The 23,120-nt window shown below is 39.5% G+C and carries 18 protein-coding genes and 4 tRNA genes; 2 read left to right on the top strand and 20 right to left on the bottom strand.

Translation table 11 applies throughout. The features are described 5' to 3' along the window. Positions 1–78: 78 nt before the first annotated feature. Together trmL and DM558_RS14210 are read left to right on the top strand one after the other, a co-directional pair. Positions 79–543 (top strand): tRNA (uridine(34)/cytosine(34)/5-carboxymethylaminomethyluridine(34)-2'-O)-methyltransferase TrmL, encoded by a 465-nt coding sequence (gene trmL, locus DM558_RS14215; protein ID WP_109703915.1) that lies wholly within the window; start codon positions 79–81, stop codon positions 541–543. A 146-nt stretch (positions 544–689) separates the two neighbouring features. Further along, the gene (locus DM558_RS14210; RefSeq protein WP_109703916.1) at positions 690–1,136 is read left to right on the top strand and encodes a universal stress protein; all 447 of its coding nucleotides are present in this window, start codon (positions 690–692) and stop codon (positions 1,134–1,136) included. Positions 1,137–1,159: 23 nt separating this feature from the next. Here DM558_RS14210 and DM558_RS14205 read toward each other — a convergent pair whose 3' ends face one another. From DM558_RS14205 to DM558_RS14110, 20 genes are all read right to left on the bottom strand, one after another. After that, entirely contained in the window at positions 1,160–3,160 is a 2,001-nt protein-coding gene (locus tag DM558_RS14205) for a transglutaminase TgpA family protein (RefSeq protein ID WP_127164549.1), read from the bottom strand. Beyond that, complete coding sequence (locus DM558_RS14200; protein WP_127164548.1) at positions 3,160–4,125, bottom strand: DUF58 domain-containing protein; 966 nt, start codon at positions 4,123–4,125, stop codon at positions 3,160–3,162. The genes DM558_RS14205 and DM558_RS14200 overlap by 1 nt, the downstream gene beginning before the upstream one ends. Then, positions 4,125–5,033 (bottom strand): AAA family ATPase, encoded by a 909-nt coding sequence (locus DM558_RS14195; protein ID WP_127164547.1) that lies wholly within the window; start codon positions 5,031–5,033, stop codon positions 4,125–4,127. The genes DM558_RS14200 and DM558_RS14195 overlap by 1 nt, the downstream gene beginning before the upstream one ends. 218 nt (positions 5,034–5,251) lie before the next feature. Beyond that, entirely contained in the window at positions 5,252–6,445 is a 1,194-nt protein-coding gene (tuf, locus tag DM558_RS14190; RefSeq protein WP_127164546.1) for an elongation factor Tu, read from the bottom strand. A 34-nt stretch (positions 6,446–6,479) separates the two neighbouring features. Continuing rightward, on the bottom strand, positions 6,480–8,582 hold the full coding sequence (gene fusA, locus DM558_RS14185) for an elongation factor G (RefSeq protein ID WP_127164545.1): 2,103 nt from the start codon (positions 8,580–8,582) through the stop codon (positions 6,480–6,482). A 27-nt stretch (positions 8,583–8,609) separates the two neighbouring features. After that, complete coding sequence (rpsG, locus tag DM558_RS14180) at positions 8,610–9,083, bottom strand: 30S ribosomal protein S7 (RefSeq protein WP_109703924.1); 474 nt, start codon at positions 9,081–9,083, stop codon at positions 8,610–8,612. A gap of 76 nt (positions 9,084–9,159) precedes the next feature. Continuing rightward, positions 9,160–9,531 (bottom strand): 30S ribosomal protein S12, encoded by a 372-nt coding sequence (gene rpsL / locus DM558_RS14175; protein WP_127164544.1) that lies wholly within the window; start codon positions 9,529–9,531, stop codon positions 9,160–9,162. A gap of 132 nt (positions 9,532–9,663) precedes the next feature. After that, positions 9,664–13,866 (bottom strand): DNA-directed RNA polymerase subunit beta', encoded by a 4,203-nt coding sequence (gene rpoC / locus DM558_RS14170; protein WP_127164543.1) that lies wholly within the window; start codon positions 13,864–13,866, stop codon positions 9,664–9,666. Positions 13,867–13,925: 59 nt separating this feature from the next. Beyond that, entirely contained in the window at positions 13,926–17,996 is a 4,071-nt protein-coding gene (rpoB, locus tag DM558_RS14165; protein WP_127164542.1) for a DNA-directed RNA polymerase subunit beta, read from the bottom strand. 178 nt (positions 17,997–18,174) lie between these two features. After that, positions 18,175–18,546: a 50S ribosomal protein L7/L12 gene (gene rplL, locus DM558_RS14160; protein WP_109703926.1), complete on the bottom strand. Its 372-nt coding sequence runs from the start codon at positions 18,544–18,546 to the stop codon at positions 18,175–18,177. Between the two features lie 77 nt (positions 18,547–18,623). After that, positions 18,624–19,115 (bottom strand): 50S ribosomal protein L10, encoded by a 492-nt coding sequence (gene rplJ / locus DM558_RS14155; protein WP_127164541.1) that lies wholly within the window; start codon positions 19,113–19,115, stop codon positions 18,624–18,626. A gap of 190 nt (positions 19,116–19,305) precedes the next feature. Beyond that, a complete protein-coding gene (gene rplA / locus DM558_RS14150; RefSeq protein ID WP_127164540.1) occupies positions 19,306–20,001 on the bottom strand; it encodes a 50S ribosomal protein L1 in 696 nt (231 codons plus the stop codon). After that, a complete protein-coding gene (rplK, locus tag DM558_RS14145) occupies positions 20,001–20,432 on the bottom strand; it encodes a 50S ribosomal protein L11 (protein WP_109703929.1) in 432 nt (143 codons plus the stop codon). Before rplK ends, rplA begins: the two co-directional genes overlap by 1 nt. A 92-nt stretch (positions 20,433–20,524) precedes the next feature. Beyond that, on the bottom strand, positions 20,525–21,058 hold the full coding sequence (nusG, locus tag DM558_RS14140; RefSeq protein ID WP_127164539.1) for a transcription termination/antitermination protein NusG: 534 nt from the start codon (positions 21,056–21,058) through the stop codon (positions 20,525–20,527). Between the two features lie 6 nt (positions 21,059–21,064). Continuing rightward, entirely contained in the window at positions 21,065–21,439 is a 375-nt protein-coding gene (gene secE / locus DM558_RS14135; RefSeq protein ID WP_127164538.1) for a preprotein translocase subunit SecE, read from the bottom strand. A 48-nt stretch (positions 21,440–21,487) separates the two neighbouring features. Further along, positions 21,488–21,563: transfer RNA gene (locus DM558_RS14130), tRNA-Trp, on the bottom strand. A 93-nt stretch (positions 21,564–21,656) separates the two neighbouring features. Next, a tRNA-Thr gene (locus DM558_RS14125) sits at positions 21,657–21,732 on the bottom strand. Between the two features lie 12 nt (positions 21,733–21,744). Further along, positions 21,745–21,818: transfer RNA gene (locus tag DM558_RS14120), tRNA-Gly, on the bottom strand. 16 nt (positions 21,819–21,834) lie between these two features. After that, positions 21,835–21,919 (bottom strand) — tRNA-Tyr (locus DM558_RS14115). Between the two features lie 78 nt (positions 21,920–21,997). Beyond that, positions 21,998–22,948: an acetyl-CoA carboxylase carboxyltransferase subunit alpha gene (locus DM558_RS14110; RefSeq protein ID WP_127164537.1), complete on the bottom strand. Its 951-nt coding sequence runs from the start codon at positions 22,946–22,948 to the stop codon at positions 21,998–22,000. Between the last annotated feature and the right edge of the window lie 172 nt (positions 22,949–23,120).

Genomic DNA, 23,120 nt, shown 5'->3' with positions numbered 1-23,120 from the left:
TGATTAGAGAAATGCACACTATTTTAATGATTAATGCTACAATAAACAAAATCAACAAGCATTATTCACACTTTCTTTATGTTTCATATTATTCTATTTCAGCCTGAAATTCCTCCAAACACAGGGAATATAATCCGCCTTTGTGCCAATATTGGTTGCCAACTACACCTTATAAAGCCCCTGGGTTTTATTTTAGATGACAAGCGTTTACGCCGAGCAGGATTAGATTACCATGAATTTGCTCAAGTAAAACAATACGAAAACTTAAATGCTTGCCTAGAAGCACTTAACTCCCCTAGAGTTTTTGCCTTTACAACGAAAGCCAAAACACTTTACAGTGACACGCAGTATCAACAAGGTGATGCATTGCTATTTGGTCCAGAGACAAGAGGATTACCTGTAAACATCCTAGACTCTCTTCCAACAGAGCAAAAGTTACGTTTACCTATGCAACCCAATAGTAGAAGTTTAAACTTATCTAATACAGTCGCTATCGCTAGCTATCAAGTTTGGCAGCAGTTAGGATATTCCTTAAGCACATAAATATTACTTTATTATTCTTTTAATAATTCTAACTTATCTAGTATACAAACCTGCCACGAATAGATAATAATAGTTAATTAGTAGGGCTGTAATAAATAGATTCACTTGCGATACACTATATCAATTAATAATAGAGGGACACTCTTATGGCTTACAAACATCTACTTGTTGCTATTGACCTAACAGAAGAAAGCCCACATGTTATTCAACAAGCTTGTGAGCTTGCTAATTTATATCAAGCAAAAATCTCGTTAATTCATATATTAGAACCTGTTTCATTGGCCTTTGGTGGCGATGTTCCTATGGATCTATCTACATTACAACAAGAACAAATAGAACATGCACGAGAAAGGTTAGACACCTATATTTCAGGTTACCCAAGTTTAACCAGTGAGCACTGCTTTTTATGCTACGGCCAACCACGTGCTGAAATTCATCGCGTAGCTCAAGAGAATGGCTGTGACCTTATCGTTGTAGGCAGTCATGGTCGCCATGGGTTAGCTTTACTACTAGGTTCAACGACTAAAGATCTTCTACAAAATGCACCTTGTGATGTTTTAGCAGTTGCACTACAACATAAATCTGCAGAATAAGTAAAAGGCTATCAAAGATAGCCTTATTTAAATTTAAATCGATAAGGCAACGCTTTTTTTAATATGCGAAGCGATGCCTTTAAATCTCTTATATTACCTTTGCCTGCATATTGCTGAGCAATAAACATTTGACTAAACGCTTTAATTTGCTCTTGATAGTCAGGTAGCTTTTTAACTGCACGTGTCGTAAATTGCTGAGGCCCCTCACTTAATCCTCTGATTACTCCTTGCTTTGCCAGTGATGCTTCGAACTGTTTATAGCATTTTAATACGGGGTCATGCTCCCTCTTCCAAGGCTTAAATAATAATAACAACCAAATAACGGTAATAATAAATAAACTAACAACAAATAAAATACCCACATAGGCCCAATTAGCTTTACCAAATAAATCTTTAATGGTATCCCTCTGCCTATCAGCACTGTAACTTGAGATAAACATATCCCATTCATTATTAAAATTTTCCCACGTCATACGAAGTGAGGATAAAAAACTAGAAGAACCATACCCCATTAATGCGTTATTACCCACTCGCGATTGATCCTGAGGGTTTAACGCAGCATTCAAATCAATATTGATACGATCAGGTGCGACCTGGAAGGTAGGGTCAATTCTTACCCACCCCTTACTAGGCTCCCAATATTCTACCCATGCATGGGCATCAAACTGTCTGAGCTGTAGAAAATTTCCTGCTGTATTTACTTCACCACCCTGATAACCTAATACTACTCTTGCAGGAACCCCTGCCGCTCGTAAAATAAAAGTAGTAGCTCCTGCATAATGCTCACAAAATCCACTTTTCGTTTCAAAAAAGAACATATCAACACTGTTTGCACCTAAGTCAGGCGTGTCGAGTGTGTAATGGTAGGGTTCTTCTTTAAAATATTTGAGTAAAGCACTTACTATTTGCTCTGTATTCCCTTGATATTGCTTATTTAATTGTTCTCCAAATGCCTTAGCCTTTGGATCAGTATTAGGTAAGCTTTTATTTATATTAACCCTAGGTGTGAACTTAAATTCACGCTCAGCATTTAACCAAGAAGTTAACTGATAAGTGTAAACTGTATTTATAGGTGTATTATGTTCCAAATGAAAATCAGCAGCCCTAAAAGTGTCACTTGGGAGGCCAAGAGGTGTCTCTAATGCAAGTAACCAATTTTGTCCATTAGGTTGCATAACCATCGTATACTCTGCTTTACTTCCCTGATCTTCCCTATAACGCCATCTAGGAGACCTACGACGTCCTCCCTCAATATCCCATGCTTGATGCCATGTTCGACCATCATAAGTCTCTAACGTCAATGCTCGCCAATAAAGTTGTTGCCGGGGAGGAATTTTATTATCTTTAAACGTTACTCTCGAAACTAAATCTGATGACTGAGCGATATTACCCATTTCACCGGGGGTCATGTTATTTTTAATCCCTGTTTGCTGCTGTTTATTTGGCGTGGGGAAGCTCCAGAATGGCTCTAACCGAGGGAAAAAGAAAAATAGAAGAAGCATAAGGGGTAATGCTTCAAGTAGCATAATACAAGCCAGCCTAACATTTGCCCACGGCTGTATTGCTAGCCTAACTTGATTAATCCCTATTAAGGCGGCTAATAATGTGACAATAGGTAATAAAGAATAACTTACCCATATAAACGTATTATTATAAAGATACAGTGTTGTAACAACGAGGAATCCGATATACAGAATAACCAATGCATCTCGCTTAGTCTTTAACTCAATTAGTTTTAAAGAAAATGCTGCAACTAATAAAACTAATCCACCCTCCAGACCTATGATAGTTCCCTTGCTAAAATAAACACCTACACCAATAACAGCGATTAATATAATTTTCACAAATGTTGGTGGATAACTAAACCTCATTCGATAGATTTGAATACGCCACAAGGCACACCCTAACCATAAGCCTAATATCCACCAAGGTAAATAAAATAATAAAGGAATAATTGATAATACTTGTGCCACCAATAGCCATATTAGACCATTGCGTGTGACTAATGTCATATTTCCTGCCATTAATTTATTCCATACGCCGCTAATACATTTAATACTTCTTTTTTGTGGTATTCACCAACCGATGGAGATAACTCATAGTTAGGCATTCTCAAACCATAAGGTTGTTGGTCTTTTTCCATTTTTAATGCCCAAAAACATAAGACAGACAATCGTTGTTCTATTGATCCTTCTGCTTGCTCAAAATCTAACCATGGTTCTTTTCCTACAAGTGCTGTAAAGTCTTTTACAAAGACTCCTTGCCCCTTAGAAAAAGATTTCCAATTAACCAGCCGCATAGAATCCCCTGGCTGATAACTTCTTAGCCCTTGAAAATCATCTACTCCACGCCCTACTGAATTAGTACCCTCTTCCTCATCACCTGCAAAGCCAATAGTTGAAAGACTACCCTCCACTGGCTTGGGATAAATAATAACGTTAAAAAGAGGATCAACTTTTATCCACGTTACAAACAACCCCAGCGGAAAACGAGTTTCAATATAGATTTTCCCAGGATAAAAAAAACCTCTCCGATTAGCTATCTGAGTCAATAATACTTCTACGCCAGAAAGGCCATCAACATCAACCCATTGCAGTTGATTATTTCCAACTTCTTCATTACCATCCCAACCTACAGCTATCGCTTGCTTTGTTTTACCTTTCAACGTTTCCAATCTTAATTTGCAATTTATCATTTCTCCTGCAAAAACAGGTTCAGCTCCCATATTAATGATTTTTAAGCCTGATAAGTTCGCACACGTATGAATAATCGTTAAAAAAAACAAAGCACCGAGCATAAAACATAAACCATAGGCCAGATTATTTTGGTAATTAATACCAACCAATAAAATGATCAATAAAAGCGCAATAAAAGCAAAACCTGCCTTTGTCGGTACAACAAAGACCTGACGACTATTTAATTCTATTGCTTTTCCTCTGGGCATTCTTTTACTAGCCCAGTCATTCATTTTCTTTGAAAAATATGACATTAAATAACCGATACATTAGTCAATATTTTTTGTACCAAAGCACCACCATGCTGACCTATTTGGTCATGCAAACGATGCCCTACAACTGCAGGCAAGACTGTTTGTATATCTTCGGGAATGACGTAATCACGTCCTGCCAGATAAGCCCAAGCTTTTGATGCAGCAAGTAGACCTAAACTTGCACGTGGTGATAGTCCTTCACTGAAAGTATTATCCACACGAGTTAGTGATACTATTCGCAAAATATAGTCAATAATTGCTTCACTGGCCTTAATTTCTGGTATAAGTGCCTGTACTCTTTTTAACTCATCATGCGTTAAAATAGGCACTATTTTAGGAAGAATATCACGTCTTGACTTACCCATAAGCAGAGCTTTCTCTGCCATACTGGTTGGATAACCCAATGACAGACGCATTAAAAAGCGATCTAATTGAGAGTCTGGTAATGAAAACGTACCCCCTTGATTAGAAGGATTTTGTGTTGCAATTACAAAAAAAGGATCAGGTAAAGGCCTTGTCATCCCTTCAATAGTAACTTGCCCCTCTTCCATTGCTTCTAATAGCGCACTTTGGCTTTTAGGTGTCGCTCTATTAATTTCATCAGCTAATACCAACTCAACAAACACAGGCCCAGGATGAAATACGAACTCCCCTGAGTTTTTATCAAAGACGGAAGTTCCTAAAATATCTCCTGGTAATAAGTCCGATGTAAATTGAATCCGTTGAAAGGAAAGTCCCATTACTTTAGCCAAAACCTGGCTTAATGTTGTCTTCCCCATCCCAGGTAAATCCTCTAGTAGCAAATGTCCTTTTGCTAACAAACAAGCAATGGCAAGTCTTACTTGTAGATCTTTTCCTAACAAGACTTTATTAATTATATTAATACAATGGTTAAGTTTCGTGTGCATTAAGTCGTTCCATCTAATATTTGGTATTAATTACTAAATTAGCAATACAGTCTATACCAGTAATATACATAAGTCTAAGGTGATTTTTTATAATAATCTATCCCAATGCCAACTAATAACAAATTTATTATTTTATGCAGCCTTCTGTGATATCTAACTTATATTTTTATAAAAAAAAACCCAACATAACGTTGGGTTTTTCTATGCTTTAGATAAAATTATTTAATAATTTTAGCTACAACACCAGCACCTACAGTACGTCCACCTTCACGAATAGCGAAGCGTAAACCTTCTTCCATCGCGATTGGGTTGATTAATGTTACGATCATCTTAACATTATCACCAGGCATAACCATTTCTACACCTTCTGGCAATTCACAAGAGCCAGTTACGTCAGTAGTACGGAAATAGAATTGTGGGCGGTAACCTTTGAAGAAAGGAGTATGACGACCACCTTCTTCTTTAGATAATACGTACACTTCACATTCAAAATCAGTGTGAGGCTTAATAGTACCTGGTTTTGCTAACACTTGACCACGTTCAACTTCTTCACGCTTAGTACCACGTAATAATGCACCAATGTTCTCACCTGCACGACCTTCGTCAAGCAATTTACGGAACATTTCAACACCAGTACAAGTTGTTTTAGTTGTTGGACGAATACCAACAATTTCAATTTCTTCACCAGTTTTTACGATACCACGCTCAACACGGCCAGTTACAACAGTACCACGACCAGAAATTGAGAATACGTCTTCGATTGGCATTAAGAATGGTTGATCGATAGCACGTACTGGTTCAGGAATATAAGAATCCAATGTCTCAACTAGTTTTCTAACTGCTGATACACCAATACCGTTATCATCTTTACCCTCTAACGCCATTAACGCAGAACCAATGATAATTGGAGTATCATCACCTGGGAAATCGTAAGTATTTAATAAATCACGTACTTCCATTTCTACAAGTTCAATCAACTCAGCGTCATCAACCATATCCGCTTTATTTAAGAATACAACGATATATGGAACACCAACTTGGCGAGACAATAAGATGTGCTCACGAGTTTGTGGCATAGGACCATCTGCAGCTGAACAAACAAGGATAGCACCATCCATTTGTGCAGCTCCAGTGATCATGTTTTTAACATAGTCAGCATGTCCTGGGCAATCTACGTGAGCATAGTGACGCACTGGTGAGTCATACTCAACGTGAGATGTATTAATAGTAATACCACGTGCTTTTTCTTCAGGTGCATTATCGATTTGGTCGAAAGCTCTTGCAGAACCACCCCAAGTTTGTGCACATACTGTTGTTAAAGCAGCAGTTAAAGTTGTTTTACCATGGTCCACGTGACCGATTGTACCTACGTTTACGTGGGGTTTGTTACGTTCAAATTTTTCCTTAGCCACGAGAATAAACCTCTTATCAAATCAAATGGAAATATTAACCTTGTTTTTTACTAATTGCTTCAGCAATATTTGATGGTGCCTCAGCATATTTCAAGAACTCCATAGAGTAACTTGCACGACCCTGAGACATTGAGCGAACATCCGTAGCATAACCGAACATTTCACCCAATGGAACTTCTGCTCTAATAACTTTACCAGAAACAGAATCTTCCATACCCTGAATCATACCACGACGGCGATTAAGGTCACCCATCACATCGCCCATGTAGTCTTCAGGAGTTACCACTTCAACCTTCATAATAGGTTCTAACAACACTGCACCACCCTTTTGAGAGAGTTGCTTTGTTGCCATAGAAGCAGCAAATTTAAATGCCATCTCGGAAGAGTCAACATCATGGTAAGAACCATCAAATACTGTTGCTTTTAAACCTAACAGAGGATAACCGGCTACAACACCGTTTTTCATCTGCTCTTCAATACCCTTCTGGATAGCAGGAATGTATTCCTTAGGAATTGCACCGCCCACAATTTCACTTGTAAACTCTAAACCTTCTTGCCCTTCATCAGCTGGTGCAAAACGAATCCAACAATGACCGTATTGACCACGACCACCTGATTGACGAACATACTTGCCTTCAATTTCACAAGTATTACGAATCGCTTCACGGTAAGCTACTTGAGGTTTACCAATATTAGCCTCAACGCCAAACTCACGGCGCATACGGTCAACAATGATATCTAAGTGTAACTCACCCATACCAGAAATAATGGTTTGGCCTGTTTCTTCATCTGTTTTAACACGGAATGAAGGATCTTCTTGTGCTAACTTACTTAAAGCAAGCCCCATTTTTTCTTGGTCAGCTTTAGTCTTAGGTTCAACAGCCACTGAGATTACTGGCTCAGGGAAGTCCATACGCTCAAGGATAATTTGCTTATCAGCATCACAGAGAGTATCACCTGTGGTCACATCTTTCATACCAATAAGTGCAGCAATATCACCAGCACGTACTTCGTCGATCTCTTTACGGTCATTTGCATGCATTTGCACCATACGACCAACACGCTCTTTTTTACCCTTAACAGAGTTAATAACAGAGTCGCCAGATTTAAGCACACCTGAGTATACACGTACGAATGTTAAAGTTCCTACGAATTTATCAGAAGCAATTTTGAAAGCCAATGCTGAGAATGGTTCATTGTCATCAGCATGACGTTCATCAATTTTTTCTTCATCGTCAGGGTCAGTTCCTTTAATAGCAGGAATCTCGTCAGGTGCTGGTAAAAACTGAATAACAGCATCCAGTACTAATGGAACACCTTTATTTTTAAAAGAAGAACCACAAACAGCTGGAACAATTTCATTTGCTAATGTACGAATACGAAGACCAGTGACGATTTCATCATATGATAAATCACCTTCTTCCAAGTATTTATTCATTAACTCTTCCGTGGCTTCAGCAGCAGCTTCAACCATATTTGAGCGATACTCTTCAGCTTCTGCTCTCAATTCTGCTGGAACTTCTTCTTCACGATAAGTTACACCCTTATCTTCTTCATTCCAGTAAATTGCCTTCATTTTTAATAAATCAATTTGGCCTTGGAAATTATCTTCAGCACCAATAGGCAATTGAATAGGTACAGGTGTATGACCTAGACGATTTTTAATCTGACCAACAACACGTAAGAAATTAGCACCTGCACGGTCCATTTTGTTCACATAAACAATACGTGGAACACCGTATTTGTTAGCTTGACGCCATACAGTTTCAGATTGAGGTTCAACACCAGAAGTACCACAAAATACAACTACAGCACCATCAAGCACTCGTAAAGAACGCTCAACTTCAATGGTAAAATCAACGTGTCCAGGGGTATCAATTACGTTGACACGGTAATTATCGAACTGCTTACTTGAACCAGCCCAAAAAGCTGTTGTAGCAGCCGAAGTAATAGTGATTCCACGCTCTTGCTCTTGTTCCATCCAATCCATGGTGGCTGCACCATCATGAACTTCACCTAGCTTGTGATTAACACCTGTGTAAAACAAAATACGTTCTGTTGTAGTCGTTTTACCCGCGTCAACGTGAGCACAGATACCAATATTACGATAACGATTAATAGGGGTTGTACGAGCCATAAGGTCCTCGTTAAATAAAAATTACAGTTAGAAACGATAATGTGAAAATGCTTTGTTGGCTTCAGCCATACGATGTACATCTTCACGCTTCTTAACTGCTGCTCCCTTACCTTCAGAAGCATCTAATAATTCACCCGCTAGTCTAAGCGCCATAGACTTTTCCCCACGTTTACGTGAAGCATCTACTAACCAGCGCATAGCCAACGCATTACGACGTGATGGACGTACTTCTACTGGAACCTGATAAGTTGCACCACCTACACGGCGGGATTTAACTTCAACGAGTGGAGCGATGGCTTCAAGTGCTTTCTCGAAGAACTCAACAGGTTGATCAGTATTTTTACGTTGTTTGATGACATCAAGTGCACCATAAACAATACGTTCGGCAACTGCTTTTTTACCACTTTCCATCACATGATTCATAAATTTAGCGAGAATTTGACTTCCATATTTAGGATCATCAAGAATTTCACGCTTTGCTGCGACACGACGTCTTGGCATTGGATAAGCCCTCTATACGGTCTTCAGGTTAGCTCAGGATAATCCTGACCTTACTCTTATCGACACAGAATTAATATTACTTAGGACGCTTTGCGCCATATTTTGAACGAGCATTCTTACGATCTTTAACACCCGTAGTATCTAACGATCCACGCACGGTGTGATAACGAACACCCGGTAAATCTTTAACACGGCCACCGCGAATAAGTACAACGCTATGCTCTTGTAAGTTATGGCCTTCACCACCGATGTATGAACTAACTTCATAACCATTAGTTAAGCGCACACGACATACTTTACGCATTGCCGAGTTAGGTTTTTTAGGAGTTGTGGTGTATACACGTACACAAACTCCTCGACGTTGGGGGCAGCGTTGCAAAGCAGGCACGTCACTTTTTTCGACGAGACGCTTGCGAGGCTTGCGCACCAATTGATTAATTGTTGCCATCTATTGCTCCACAAATATTTTTTTACAACATAATAAAAATGGCGAGACAAAACCTCGCCAGTTTTAGGGATGTAAAGTCTAAAGACAATCCATCCCTACGTCAAGCAAACAATGATATTAATTCGTAACCAATTAACTTTCTGATAAGTTAAGTGCTTCAGTTAAAGCTGCTTCCACTTCATCAGCCGTCACTTGGTTAGTATCAATGTCACGATTTTGTTTACGTTCATTATGGTAAGTCAAGCCTGTACCGGCAGGTATTAAACGTCCTACAACTACGTTCTCTTTCAATCCACGTAAGTAATCTCTCTTACCTGTTACAGCAGCCTCTGTAAGAACACGTGTAGTTTCTTGGAATGAAGCAGCAGAGATAAATGACTCAGTAGATAATGAAGCTTTTGTAATACCTAATAAAACACGTTCATATTTCGCTGTAAATTTATTTGCAGCGACCAGTATTTCATTTTCTTCAAGTACTTTTGTTAATTCGGCTTGATCACCTTTAATTAAGCTTGAATCTCCCGATTCAGTAATTTCCACTTTACGCAACATTTGACGCAAAATGGTTTCAATGTGCTTATCGTTAATTTTTACACCTTGTAAACGATAAACTTCTTGAATTTCTTGGACAATATAATTAGCTAACGCAGAAACACCTAATAAACGTAAAATATCATGCGGGTTGCTTGGACCGTCAGAAATAACTTCCCCACGACTCACTTGCTCACCCTCAAACACGTTAAGATGACGCCATTTAGGAATTAACTCCTCATAAGGCTCGCCACCATCAACAGGCGTAATCACTAAACGACGCTTACCTTTGGTTTCTTTGCCAAAAGAAATTGTTCCACTAATTTCAGCCAAAATTGAAGGTTCTTTTGGGCGACGTGCCTCAAATAAGTCTGCAACACGAGGCAAGCCCCCTGTAATATCACGGGTTTTGACCGTTTCATTAGGGATACGAGCAATGACCTCACCCACACCAATTTTTGCACCATCAGTTAAACTTACTAATGCGTTAGCAGGTAGTAAATATTGGGCAGGAACATCAGTTCCTGGTAATAAAAGATCTTTACCTTTAGCATCTAGTAACTTCACGGCTGGACGAATATCTTTCCCAGCAGCTGGACGATCTTTTTGATCCATTACTTCGATATTAGTTAAACCTGTTAGCTCATCTGCTTGACGCTTGATCGTAATACCTTCTTCCATACCAACGAAAGAAACAATCCCTTCAACTTCAGAGATAATTGGATGGGTACTTGGATCCCACTTAGCAATAACGGCGCCCGCTTCAACTTTATCGCCATCATTAATCATAATCACGGCACCATAAGGTAGTTTATAGCGCTCACGCTCACGTCCGAACTCATCAGCAATGGCTAACTCACCTGAACGTGAGACAGCGACTAATGCGCCATCTGCACGAATTACATATTTCAAGTTATGTAATTTAGCTGTACCAGCACTTCTTACTTGAACACTATCAATCGCAGCACTACGGCTAGCCGCACCACCAATATGGAATGTCCGCATGGTTAACTGCGTTCCTGGCTCACCAATTGACTGAGCAGCGATAACACCCACAGCTTCACCCATGTTGACTAAATGTCCACGAGCTAGATCACGACCATAACATTTAGCACAAAGTCCATGACGAGACTCACAGGTAATAGATGAACGTACAAATATTTCATCCACATTTGAGTCTTCTACAAACTCAACCCATTTTTCATCAAGTAAAGTACCTGCAGGGATTATGACATCGCTCTTAGTTCCGGGCTTCATCACATCTTGTGCAACTACACGACCTAGCACACGCTCAGATAATGGCTCAACAATTTCACCACCCTCAATATGAGCAGTCATTAATAAGCCTTGATCTGTACCACAATCTGTTTCTGTCACAACCAAATCTTGTGCAACATCAACTAAACGACGTGTTAAGTAACCAGAGTTAGCTGTCTTTAATGCTGTATCAGCAAGACCTTTACGCGCACCATGAGTAGAAATGAAGTACTGTAATACGTTCAGGCCTTCACGGAAGTTTGCAATAATAGGCGTTTCAATAATAGAACCATCTGGCTTCGCCATCAGACCACGCATACCCGCTAACTGACGGATCTGAGCAGCAGAACCCCGTGCGCCCGAGTCAGCCATCATATACATGGAGTTAAATGATTCTTGCTCTACCTCTTTACCTTCTCGATCAATGACCTTTTCTTTTGAAAGGTTCGCCATCATCGCTTTAGAAACTTCATCATTGGCTTTTGACCATAAGTCAATTACCTTATTATACTTCTCACCCTGAGTCACAAGACCAGAAGCATACTGACTTTCAATTTCTTTAACTTCTTTGGTTGCTTTTTCAATAATAACTTTCTTTTCAGCAGGAATAACAAAGTCATTCACACCAATTGAAACACCTGATAACGTTGAAAATGCAAAACCAGTGTACATCAATTGATCAGCAAAAATCACTGTATCTTTTAATCCAACTGTACGATAAGCCTGATTAATTAGCTTAGAAATCGCTTTCTTTTTCATGGGTTGATTAACCACATCAAAAGATAAACCTTTAGGCACAATTTGGAATAATAAAGCACGACCTATTGTCGTATCAACAACACGTGTATTCTTAGTGATTTCTTTAGAATCACGATCCTTAACTACTTCATTGATACGCACTTTAATCTTTGCATGAAGCGATGCTTCACCTGCACGGTAAGAGCGATCAACTTCTTGTAAATCAGAAAAAATACGACCTTCACCTTTGGCATTAATCGCTTCACGGGTCATATAGTAAAGACCCAATACCACATCTTGCGAAGGTACAATAACAGGTTCACCGTTTGCAGGTGATAACACATTATTGGTCGACATCATCAACGCACGTGCTTCTAACTGAGCTTCGATTGTTAATGGAACATGCACAGCCATTTGGTCTCCGTCGAAGTCGGCATTATACGCCGCACATACTAACGGATGTAACTGAATCGCCTTACCTTCAATCAATACAGGTTCAAATGCTTGAATACCTAATCGGTGAAGTGTTGGTGCACGGTTTAATAATACTGGATGTTCACGAATAACATCCGCTAAAACGTCCCAAACCTCTGGTAATTCACGCTCAACCATTTTCTTAGCGGCTTTGATTGTTGTCGCAATTCCGCGAGCTTCTAACTTACCAAAAATGAACGGTTTAAATAGTTCTAATGCCATTTTCTTAGGCAAACCACACTGGTGTAAACGCAATGCAGGCCCTACCGTAATAACAGAACGACCAGAGTAGTCAACACGCTTACCTAATAAGTTTTGACGGAAACGACCTTGCTTACCCTTGATCATATCTGCCAATGATTTTAATGGGCGCTTATTAGAACCAGTAATTGCACGTCCACGACGACCATTATCTAATAACGCATCAACCGACTCTTGTAGCATACGTTTTTCGTTGCGGACAATAATATCAGGTGCAGATAAATCTAATAGGCGCTTCAAGCGATTATTACGATTGATTACACGGCGATATAAATCATTCAAGTCTGACGTCGCAAAACGGCCACCATCTAACGGTACTAAAGGACGTAAATCAGGTGGTAATACTGGTAAAACTGTTAAAATCATCCATTCGGGTTTATTACCAGAATTTTTGAACGCTTCCATTAATTTCAAGCGCTTAGACAATTTCTTAATTTTAGTTTCAGAGTTTGTCTGTGGAATCTCTTCACGTAATGTATTAATTTCATGATCTAAATCGATTTGAATTAATAACTCACGGATTGCCTCAGCCCCCATGCGAGCATCAAATTCATCAGCAAACTCTTCCAATGCTTCAAAGTATTGCTCATCATTAAGTAATTGACCTTTTTCTAAGGTTGTCATACCTGGGTCAATAACAACATAACTTTCAAAATACAAAACGCGCTCAATATCGCGTAATGTCATATCTAATAATAGACCAATACGTGAAGGTAGTGATTTCAAGAACCAAATATGAGCAGTAGGTGAAGCTAACTCGATATGTCCCATACGTTCACGACGTACTTTAGTTAAGGCAACTTCAACGCCACACTTCTCGCAAATCACACCACGGTGTTTTAGCCGCTTATATTTTCCACATAAGCACTCATAATCTTTTACTGGTCCAAAGATCTTGGCACAAAATAAACCATCACGCTCAGGCTTAAACGTACGATAATTGATGGTTTCAGGTTTTTTAACTTCACCAAAAGACCAAGAACGGATCATCTCAGGCGAAGCCAGACCAATTCGGATTGCATCGAACTCATCTGGTTGACCTTGATTCTTTAATAAATTAAGCAAATCTTTCAAAGCTTTTCCTCCTAGCGGAGCAGGAACAGCAAAATAGCTGTTCCACTGCTAAACACGTATTATTCAGTTTCAAGTTCGATATCGATACCAAGCGAACGGATTTCTTTAATCAATACATTAAAGGACTCTGGCATTCCAGCTTCCATTGAATGATTACCATCCACGATATTCTTATACATCTTCGTACGGCCGTTAACATCATCTGATTTAACTGTGAGCATTTCTTGAAGAGTATAAGCTGCACCGTAAGCTTCAAGAGCCCACACTTCCATCTCACCAAAACGCTGTCCACCGAACTGAGCTTTACCACCTAATGGTTGCTGTGTAACAAGACTATAAGAACCAGTAGAACGAGCATGCATTTTGTCATCAACTAAATGGTTAAGTTTCAACATGTACATGTAGCCTACAGTTACTGGACGCTCAAACAATTCCCCTGTACGACCATTGTAAAGACGCATTTGACCAGATTCAGGCATATCTGCCAATTTAAGCATTGACTTAATTTCTGTTTCTTTTGCGCCATCAAATACAGCCGTAGCCATTGGTACGCCTTTGCGTAAATTATTAGCAAGGCTAATCACTTCATCATCAGTTAAAGAGTCAATATTTTCTTGACGACCGCCAATTTTATTATAAATCTCATCCAAGAATTGACGTAGCTCTGCCACTTTACGTTGTTCGTCTAACATTCGGTTAATCTTAACACCTAGACCCCTGGCAGCTAAGCCCAAATGCGTTTCTAAAATTTGACCAACGTTCATACGAGAAGGTACACCCAATGGATTCAACACAATATCTACAGGTTCACCATTCTCATCGTATGGCATATCTTCAACGGGCATAATGACAGAAACAACACCTTTATTCCCATGACGACCCGCCATTTTGTCACCAGGTTGGATACGACGTTTTACGGCCAAATAGACCTTAACAATCTTCAATACGCCTGGGGCAAGATCATCACCTTGTTGTAATTTACGTTTTTTGTCTTCAAACTTTTCATCTAATAACTTACGACGGTCAGCAAGATAAGCTTGCGCTTTTTCTAATTGCTCATTAAGCCCTTCATCTGCCATATGAATTTTAAACCATTGGCCGTGCTCAATATCATCTAGAATTTCTTGTGTCAATACAGTACCTTTCTTAAGGCCTGCACCACCATCTGCTTTTTGACCAACCAATGCTGAACTTAAACGTTCAAACGTTGCGGTTTCTACAATACGGAATTCTTCATTTAAATCTTTACGAATCGCATCTAATTGAGACTTCTCGATTGATAGGGCACGTGCGTCACGCTCAACACCTTCACGAATAAATACTTGAACATCAATAACAGTACCCACAGTGCCTGTAGGAACACGTAAAGAAGTATCTTTTACATCGCTAGCCTTTTCACCAAAAATAGCACGAAGTAACTTTTCTTCAGGCGTTAATTGGGTCTCGCCCTTTGGCGTTACTTTACCCACTAAAATATCGCCTGGTTGTACTTCAGCACCTACGTAAACAATACCCGCTTCATCCAGTTTATTTAAAGCAAGCTCACCCACATTAGGGATATCAGCTGTAATTTCTTCTGGACCTAGCTTAGTATCACGTGATACGCAAGTTAATTCTTGAATATGAATAGTTGTAAAACGGTCCTCTTGAACCACACGCTCAGATAATAAAATCGAGTCTTCGAAGTTAAAACCATTCCAAGGCATAAATGCTACGCGCATATTTTGCCCTAAAGCCAACTCACCCATGTCAGTTGAGGGGCCATCTGCCAAAATATCACCGCGAGCAATCACATCACCTTTTTGAACTAAAGGCGTTTGGTTAATACAAGTATTTTGATTTGAACGGGTATACTTTGTTAGGTTATAGATATCAACCCCTGCATCCCCTTTTTCAACTTCATCATCAGCCACACGCACGACAATACTACTTGCATCAACTGAGTCAATAACACCACCACGAGTAGCAACCACACAAACACCAGAGTCACGAGCAACATAACGTTCCATACCCGTTCCTACAAGAGGCTTATCCGCCTTCAAGGTTGGAACAGCTTGACGTTGCATGTTTGATCCCATCAATGCACGGTTAGCATCATCGTGTTCAAGGAATGGAATAAGTGACGCCGCAACCGATACTACTTGCTTTGGTGAAACATCCATTAATGTAACATCTTCAGGTGCTTTAACAGTAAACTCGTTCATGTGACGAACAGCTACAAGCTCTTCAACTAGCTTGCCGTTCTCTAGTTTAGCACTTGCCTGAGCAATTACATGATCTGCTTCTTCAATGGCTGATAGGTATACAATTTCATCAGTAACTTTTGTTTCTTTAACAACACGGTATGGACTTTCTAAGAAGCCATATTCATTAGTACGTGCATAAGTTGCTAATGAGTTAATCAATCCAATGTTTGGGCCTTCAGGTGTTTCAATTGGACATACACGGCCATAATGGGTTGGATGTACGTCACGTACTTCAAATCCTGCACGTTCACGGGTTAAACCGCCTGGGCCTAATGCTGAAACACGGCGCTTATGCGTAATTTCTGATAATGGATTATTCTGATCCATAAACTGAGATAACTGACTCGCACCAAAGAACTCTTTAATTGCAGCTGCTACCGGCTTAGCATTAATTAGGTCTTGAGGCATTAAGCCTTCGCTTTCAGCCATTGATAAACGCTCTTTAACAGCCCGCTCAACACGGACTAAACCAACACGGAATTGGTTTTCAGCCATTTCACCAACACAACGTACACGGCGATTACCCAAATGGTCAATATCATCAACGGTTCCTTTACCATTACGGATCGCAACCAATGTTTTTAATACATCGATGATATCTTCTTTACTTAATACACCTGAACCTTCTATTTCTTCACGTCCAATCCGACGGTTGAACTTCATACGACCAACCGCTGAAAGATCATAACGCTCAGAAGAGAAGAATAAATTACCAAATAAATTCTCAGCAGCCTCTTTAGTTGGTGGTTCACCTGGGCGCATCATACGATAGATTTCAACCAATGCTTCTAATTGATTACTGGTTGTATCATTTTTTAATGTATCTGAAATGAATGGTCCGCAGTCAATGTCATTGGTATAGATAGTTTCTATACGGGTAACACCCGCTTTAACCAATTTCGCTAATAATTCAGCAGTGATTTCTGTATTACAATTTGCGATAATTTCGCCTGTTGCAGAATCAGCCACATCATGCGCTAATGTCCGACCTAAAATATAATCTACAGAGACTTCTAATTCTGTAATACCTGCTTTTTCTAGCAAGTTAATATGACGAGCAGTAACACGACGGCCTTGCTCAACAATCACTTTACCTTTTTCATCACGAATATCAAATGCAGCAATTTCACCACGTAAGCGAGATGCCACAAGCTCTAATGCAAAACTTTCACCTTTTACATTAAAAATATTTGTATCATAAAACTGATCAATAATTTCTTCTGTTGTATAACCCAGTGCGCGTAATAATACAGAAACAGGTAATTTACGACGGCGGTCAATACGCACAAATACTTGGTCTTTTGGATCAAACTCAAAATCCAACCATGAACCACGGTAGGGAATGATACGTGCTGAATATAATAACTTTCCTGAACTGTGTGTCTTACCACGGTCGTGGTCAAAAAACACACCGGGGCTACGATGTAATTGAGATACAATCACACGTTCAGTACCATTAATAATAAAAGTACCATTATCAGTCATTAATGGGATCTCACCCATATAGACTTCTTGTTCTTTAATATCTTTGATTGCTTTATTAGATGATTCACGATCGAAAATGATCAAGCGTACTTTAACCCTTAAAGGTGCTGCATAAGTTATGCCGCGTAAAATACACTCTTTTACATCAAATGCAGGCTCGCTAAAGCGGTAGCCAACATATTCCAGGGCAGCACTGCCTGAATTGCTAATAATAGGAAAGACGGATTTAAAAGCTGCATGTAAGCCTTTGTCACGGAGTTGTTCTTTAGTGATACCCTTTTGTAAAAACCCTATATAAGAGTCTAACTGAATTGCTAATAAATAAGGTACATCCATAACATCCGGCAACTTACTAAAATCTTTGCGGATACGTTTTTTTTCAGTATAAGAGTAAGCCATCGTGCGCCCCAGTTGTAATCTGGTTAAACTCATTCAACATAAATGAGCTTGAGAAATCTTAAAATTCTAAATTTTATCTTCCAGATATAGCCCATGCTATAACGGAAAAAGGCCGGTAGCAAAAGCCACCAGCCATCAGCTCTATTTTAATGTTGGAGCTGCCAACATTAAGTTAGAACTACTTAAGTTCAACCTTAGCACCAGCTTCTTCAAGTGCTTTCTTAGCTGCTTCAGCTTCTTCTTTAGTTGCACCTTCTTTAACAATAGAAGGAGCGCCATCAACAACAGCTTTAGCTTCTTTAAGGCCTAAACCAGTGATTTCACGTACTGCTTTAATTACGTTTACTTTCTTATCGCCAGCTTCAGTTAAATGAATATTGAATTCAGTTTTTTCTTCAGCAGCTTCAGCAGCGCCACCAGCTGGGCCAGCAACTACAGCAGCAGCAGCAGAAACACCAAACTTTTCTTCCATTGCTTTAATTAATTCAACCACTTGCATTACTGACATTTCAGAAACTGCATTGATGATATCTTCGTTAGTAAGAGCCATAACTCTAATTCCTATATAAATGATTAATAATCAAACGATCATTAAATAAATTTGTTAACAAATAAACTTAGCAACGTTTAAGCCGCAGAAGCCTCTTTTTGTGCTTGAACAGCGGCCAACGTACGTACAAATTTGCTTGTAGCACCTTGAATAACGCTCATCAATTGAGAAATTGCTTCGTCGTATGTTGGTAAGCTTGCTAAAGCATCAGCTGCAATCAAATTGCCTTCAAAAGCGGCAGCTTTGATTTCGAACTTCTCTTGACCTTTTGCAAATTCTTTAAAGATACGTGCAGCTGCACCTGGATGCTCTTTAGAAAATGCAATTAAGGTTGGGCCTTTAAATGTATCAGTAAGTACTTCAAATTCAGTACCTTCTACTACACGGCGAAGAAGTGTATTACGCACGACACGTACATAAACGCCTGCTTCACGAGCCTGTTTACGAAGTCCAGTCATAGCACTTACAGTCACGCCACGGGCATCAGCCACGACAGCGGATAAAGCACCATTTGCAGCCTCGCTGACTTCAGCAACAATCGCTTTTTTGTCTTCGAGTTTAATCGCCACGGGTTTACTCCTGGATGTTTCCATTAAACTTAATGGCTAAAACCATTAAGGGTTTCGGTGTCTGATTCATTGGAATCGGGAGCACCATCTGCGTAGGCCTAAAAGATTAAGGTTATCCACCTACGGTCTTGGATAGCCCCCGCCAGGCAGGGACCCCAATCTTGTTGCTCTTTTAGAAGAGCAGTAAACTTTAAATCTCTAGAGATGCTTGATCAATTTGTAAACCAGGGCCCATAGTTGAGCTCAAAGTAAGACGCTTTAAGTAAACACCCTTTGAAGTTGATGGTTTTAAACGCTTTACTTCGTTTAATAATGCTTCAAGATTTTGTTTTAATTTTACTGGTTCAAAATCAACCTTACCAATAGAGGCATGAATAATACCTTCTTTATTAGTACGGAAACGAACTTGACCTGCTTTAGCACTTTTAACAGCTGTTGCTACATCAGGTGTTACTGTTCCAACTTTAGGGTTTGGCATTAAGCCACGAGGACCTAAAACTTGACCTAATTGTCCAACTACACGCATCGCATCTGGAGAAGCAATCACTACGTCATAGTCTAAATTACCTGCTTTCATTTCAGCAGCTAACTCATCCATACCAACTTTATCAGCACCTGCTGCCAAAGCCGCCTCTGCAGCTGCACCTTGAGTAAACACAGCAACTCTTACTGTTTTACCTGTACCATTTGGCATGTCAGCAGCACCGCGAACAACTTGATCAGACTTACGAGGGTCAACACCCAAGTTAATTGCGATATCAACTGACTCTTTAAATTTAACAGTTGATAATTCTGATAATAATTTTGCTGCGTCTTCAATACCATAAACTTTGTTTGCTTCAACTTTTTCAGCAATCATTTTTTGGCGCTTAGTTAATTTAGCCATTACACACCCTCCACATTTAAGCCCATGCTACGAGCAGAGCCCGCGATGGTGCGCACAGCAGCATCTAAATCGGCCGCCGTTAAATCAGCTTCTTTTAACTTAACAATTTCTTCTAATTGTGCACGTGTAACAGTGCCTACTTTTTGTGTATTAGGCTTGCTAGAACCACTCTTAATACCTGCTGCTTTTCTTAACAATACAGCTGCTGGTGTACTTTTTGTTTCAAAAGTAAAACTACGGTCTGCATAAACTGTAATAATTACTGGTGTAGGAAGACCTGGCTCCATACCTTGAGTTTTTGCATTAAATGCTTTACAAAACTCCATAATATTAACACCGTGCTGACCTAATGCAGGACCAACTGGTGGGCTAGGATTAGCCTGACCGGCTTTAACCTGTAATTTAATGTATGCTGTTATTTTCTTAGCCATTACATGCTCCAATATTTGGGTTATAACGCTCGAAAGAGCTCCCCGTTACAAACAAACCAACCTTTTTAAAAAAAGATTGGGATTTTAAAAAACTAAACTTTCTCTACCTGACTAAACTCAAGCTCAACAGGTGTTAAACGACCGAAAATAGAAACAGCCACTTGAACACGGCTTTTTTCATAATTAACTTCTTCAACAGTCCCATTAAAATCGGCAAATGGCCCGCTAATAACACGCACAGTTTCGCCTGGTTCAAATAATGTTCTAGGTTTAGGTTTATCACCTGTAGTAGCCATACGCTGAAGAATAGCTTCGGCTTCTTTATCAGTAATTGGTGCAGGCTTATCAGCCGTTCCCCCAATAAAGCCCATTACACGCGGGGTATTTTTTACTAAATGCCATGTACTATCATTCAATTCCATTTGCACAAGTACATACCCTGGAAAAAACTTACGCTCACTTTTGCGCTTTTGCCCAGCACGCATTTCTACCACTTCTTCAGTAGGAACCAATATCTCACCGAAATCTTCTTCTTTTTCATGCAACTTAACGCGCTCTTGCAAAGCACGCATAACATTTTTTTCATAGCCAGAATAGGCGTGAACTACATACCAACGTTTAGCCATGATTTATTATCCTACAATTAAAGAAACTAACCAACCAAATAGAGTGTCTAAACCCCACAATATTAAAGCTGTAATCAACACAACCACTACTACGATTAACGTTGTTTGTTTAGTCTCTTGGCGACTAGGCCAAACCACTTTACGCATTTCAGCACGTGAAGACTTCAACAAAGCAAAAATCGCTTGACCTTTTTGAGTCTTAATACCAATAAGAATAGCTATAGCGGCTAGTACAATTAGCCCTACCACGCGATAAAAAATAGATAATCCGATAGATGCAAAATACCAGTTCCCAACAACTCCAACAGCTATGAGAATAGCAATAACAATCCACTTCAATGGATCAAGACGATAGTTTTGGGCTTCAACCTTAGTATTCATCTAAATAAAGATCCTTAAATAAGAATAAAAACCAGATTTTTTTAAATCTGGCAGGCCAGGAGGGAATCGAACCCCCAACCTACGGTTTTGGAGACCGTCGCTCTGCCAATTGAGCTACTGGCCTAATAAAAGGCCGGACATTATACTTTTTTCTTTCACAAAAAAGCAACTACTTTATCAATTTTTTTATAAACCACAAAACAAAAGAATCTAAACATGGAGCTCATGAGCGGATTTGAACCGCTGACCTCACCCTTACCAAGGGTGTGCTCTACCAACTGAGCTACATGAGCGATGTAAAAGACTGGAGCGGGCAGCGGGAATCGAACCCGCATCATCAGCTTGGAAGGCTGAGGTTCTACCATTGAACCATGCCCGCATTTGATACTTAAAATTGGTGGAGGGGGAAGGATTTGAACCTTCGAAGTCGTAGACGGCAGATTTACAGTCTGCTCCCTTTGACCGCTCGGGAACCCCTCCAAGCGAGGCGGCATTTTGCTAGTAAACGCCGCTATTGTCAAGTCTTTTTTTTAAAATATATCATATTTTTGAAAAGACTTATGCAACTCCATAGCTCATCAAACGTTGATAGCGCTTTTCCAATAGCTCATCTATCGTGAGTAATTGTAATTCATTTAATTGTTCAGATAATACATTATGAACATTCTTCATCGCCGTTTCATAATCACGATGAGCGCCGCCAAGAGGCTCACTAATAACCTGATCAACTATATTTAACACCTTCAAGCGATCCGCTGTAACCCCCATTGCTTCTGCAGCATCAGGTGCTTTCTCAGCAGTTTTCCAAAGAATAGACGCACAGCCTTCAGGCGAAATGACCGAGTAAATCGAGTATTGAAGCATATTCAAACGATCACCTACACCAATAGCAAGCGCACCACCAGAACCACCTTCACCAGTGACTGTACAAATAATAGGTGTCTTTAAGCGTGACATTACTCGTAAATTCCATGCAATAGCTTCACTTTGTCCACGCTCTTCAGCACTCACGCCTGGATAAGCCCCAGGGGTATCGATAAACGTTAAAACTGGCATTTTGAATCGCTCTGCAAGCTCCATTAATCGACAAGCTTTACGATAACCTTCAGGTCTTGGCATACCAAAATTACGGCGTACTTTTTCTTTAACGTCGCGCCCTTTTTGATGCCCTATAACTACAACAGGTTTGTCATCAAAACGCGCAACCCCACCCACAATGGCCTCATCATCCGCAAAATGGCGATCACCATGAAGCTCTTCGAACTCTGTAAATAACTGATTAATATAATCTAACGCATATGGGCGCTTAGGATGACGTGACAACTGTGTTATTTGCCAACTTGTCAAATTATTAAAAAGAGCCACTGTTTTTTCTTGCTTTTCTTTTTCTAAATTAGCAATAGCCTCAGCAATATTTTGTGAGTTTCCATCTTGAGCTAATCGCAATTCATCTATTTTTGCAATCAAGTCAGCAATAGGCTGTTCAAAATCAAGAAAGTTTGGATTCATAATTAACCTTTATCTATTAAATGCTTATTAATTTGATTATATACTTTTTCTGTCTCTTGCTTACTACTTTTTGAATATAAATTTATCCATTTATGTATCTTACTGCATGCTTATACTTAAACAGAATTTGACCAACAGTACAATACAATAAATAGCAATATCTTAAATCTTA

Source organism: Entomomonas moraniae (genome assembly GCF_003991975.1).
Lineage (GTDB): Bacteria > Pseudomonadota > Gammaproteobacteria > Pseudomonadales > Pseudomonadaceae > Entomomonas > Entomomonas moraniae.
Note: the sequence above shows the minus strand (reverse complement) of the source record. Positions and strands in the feature narration are given on the sequence as shown.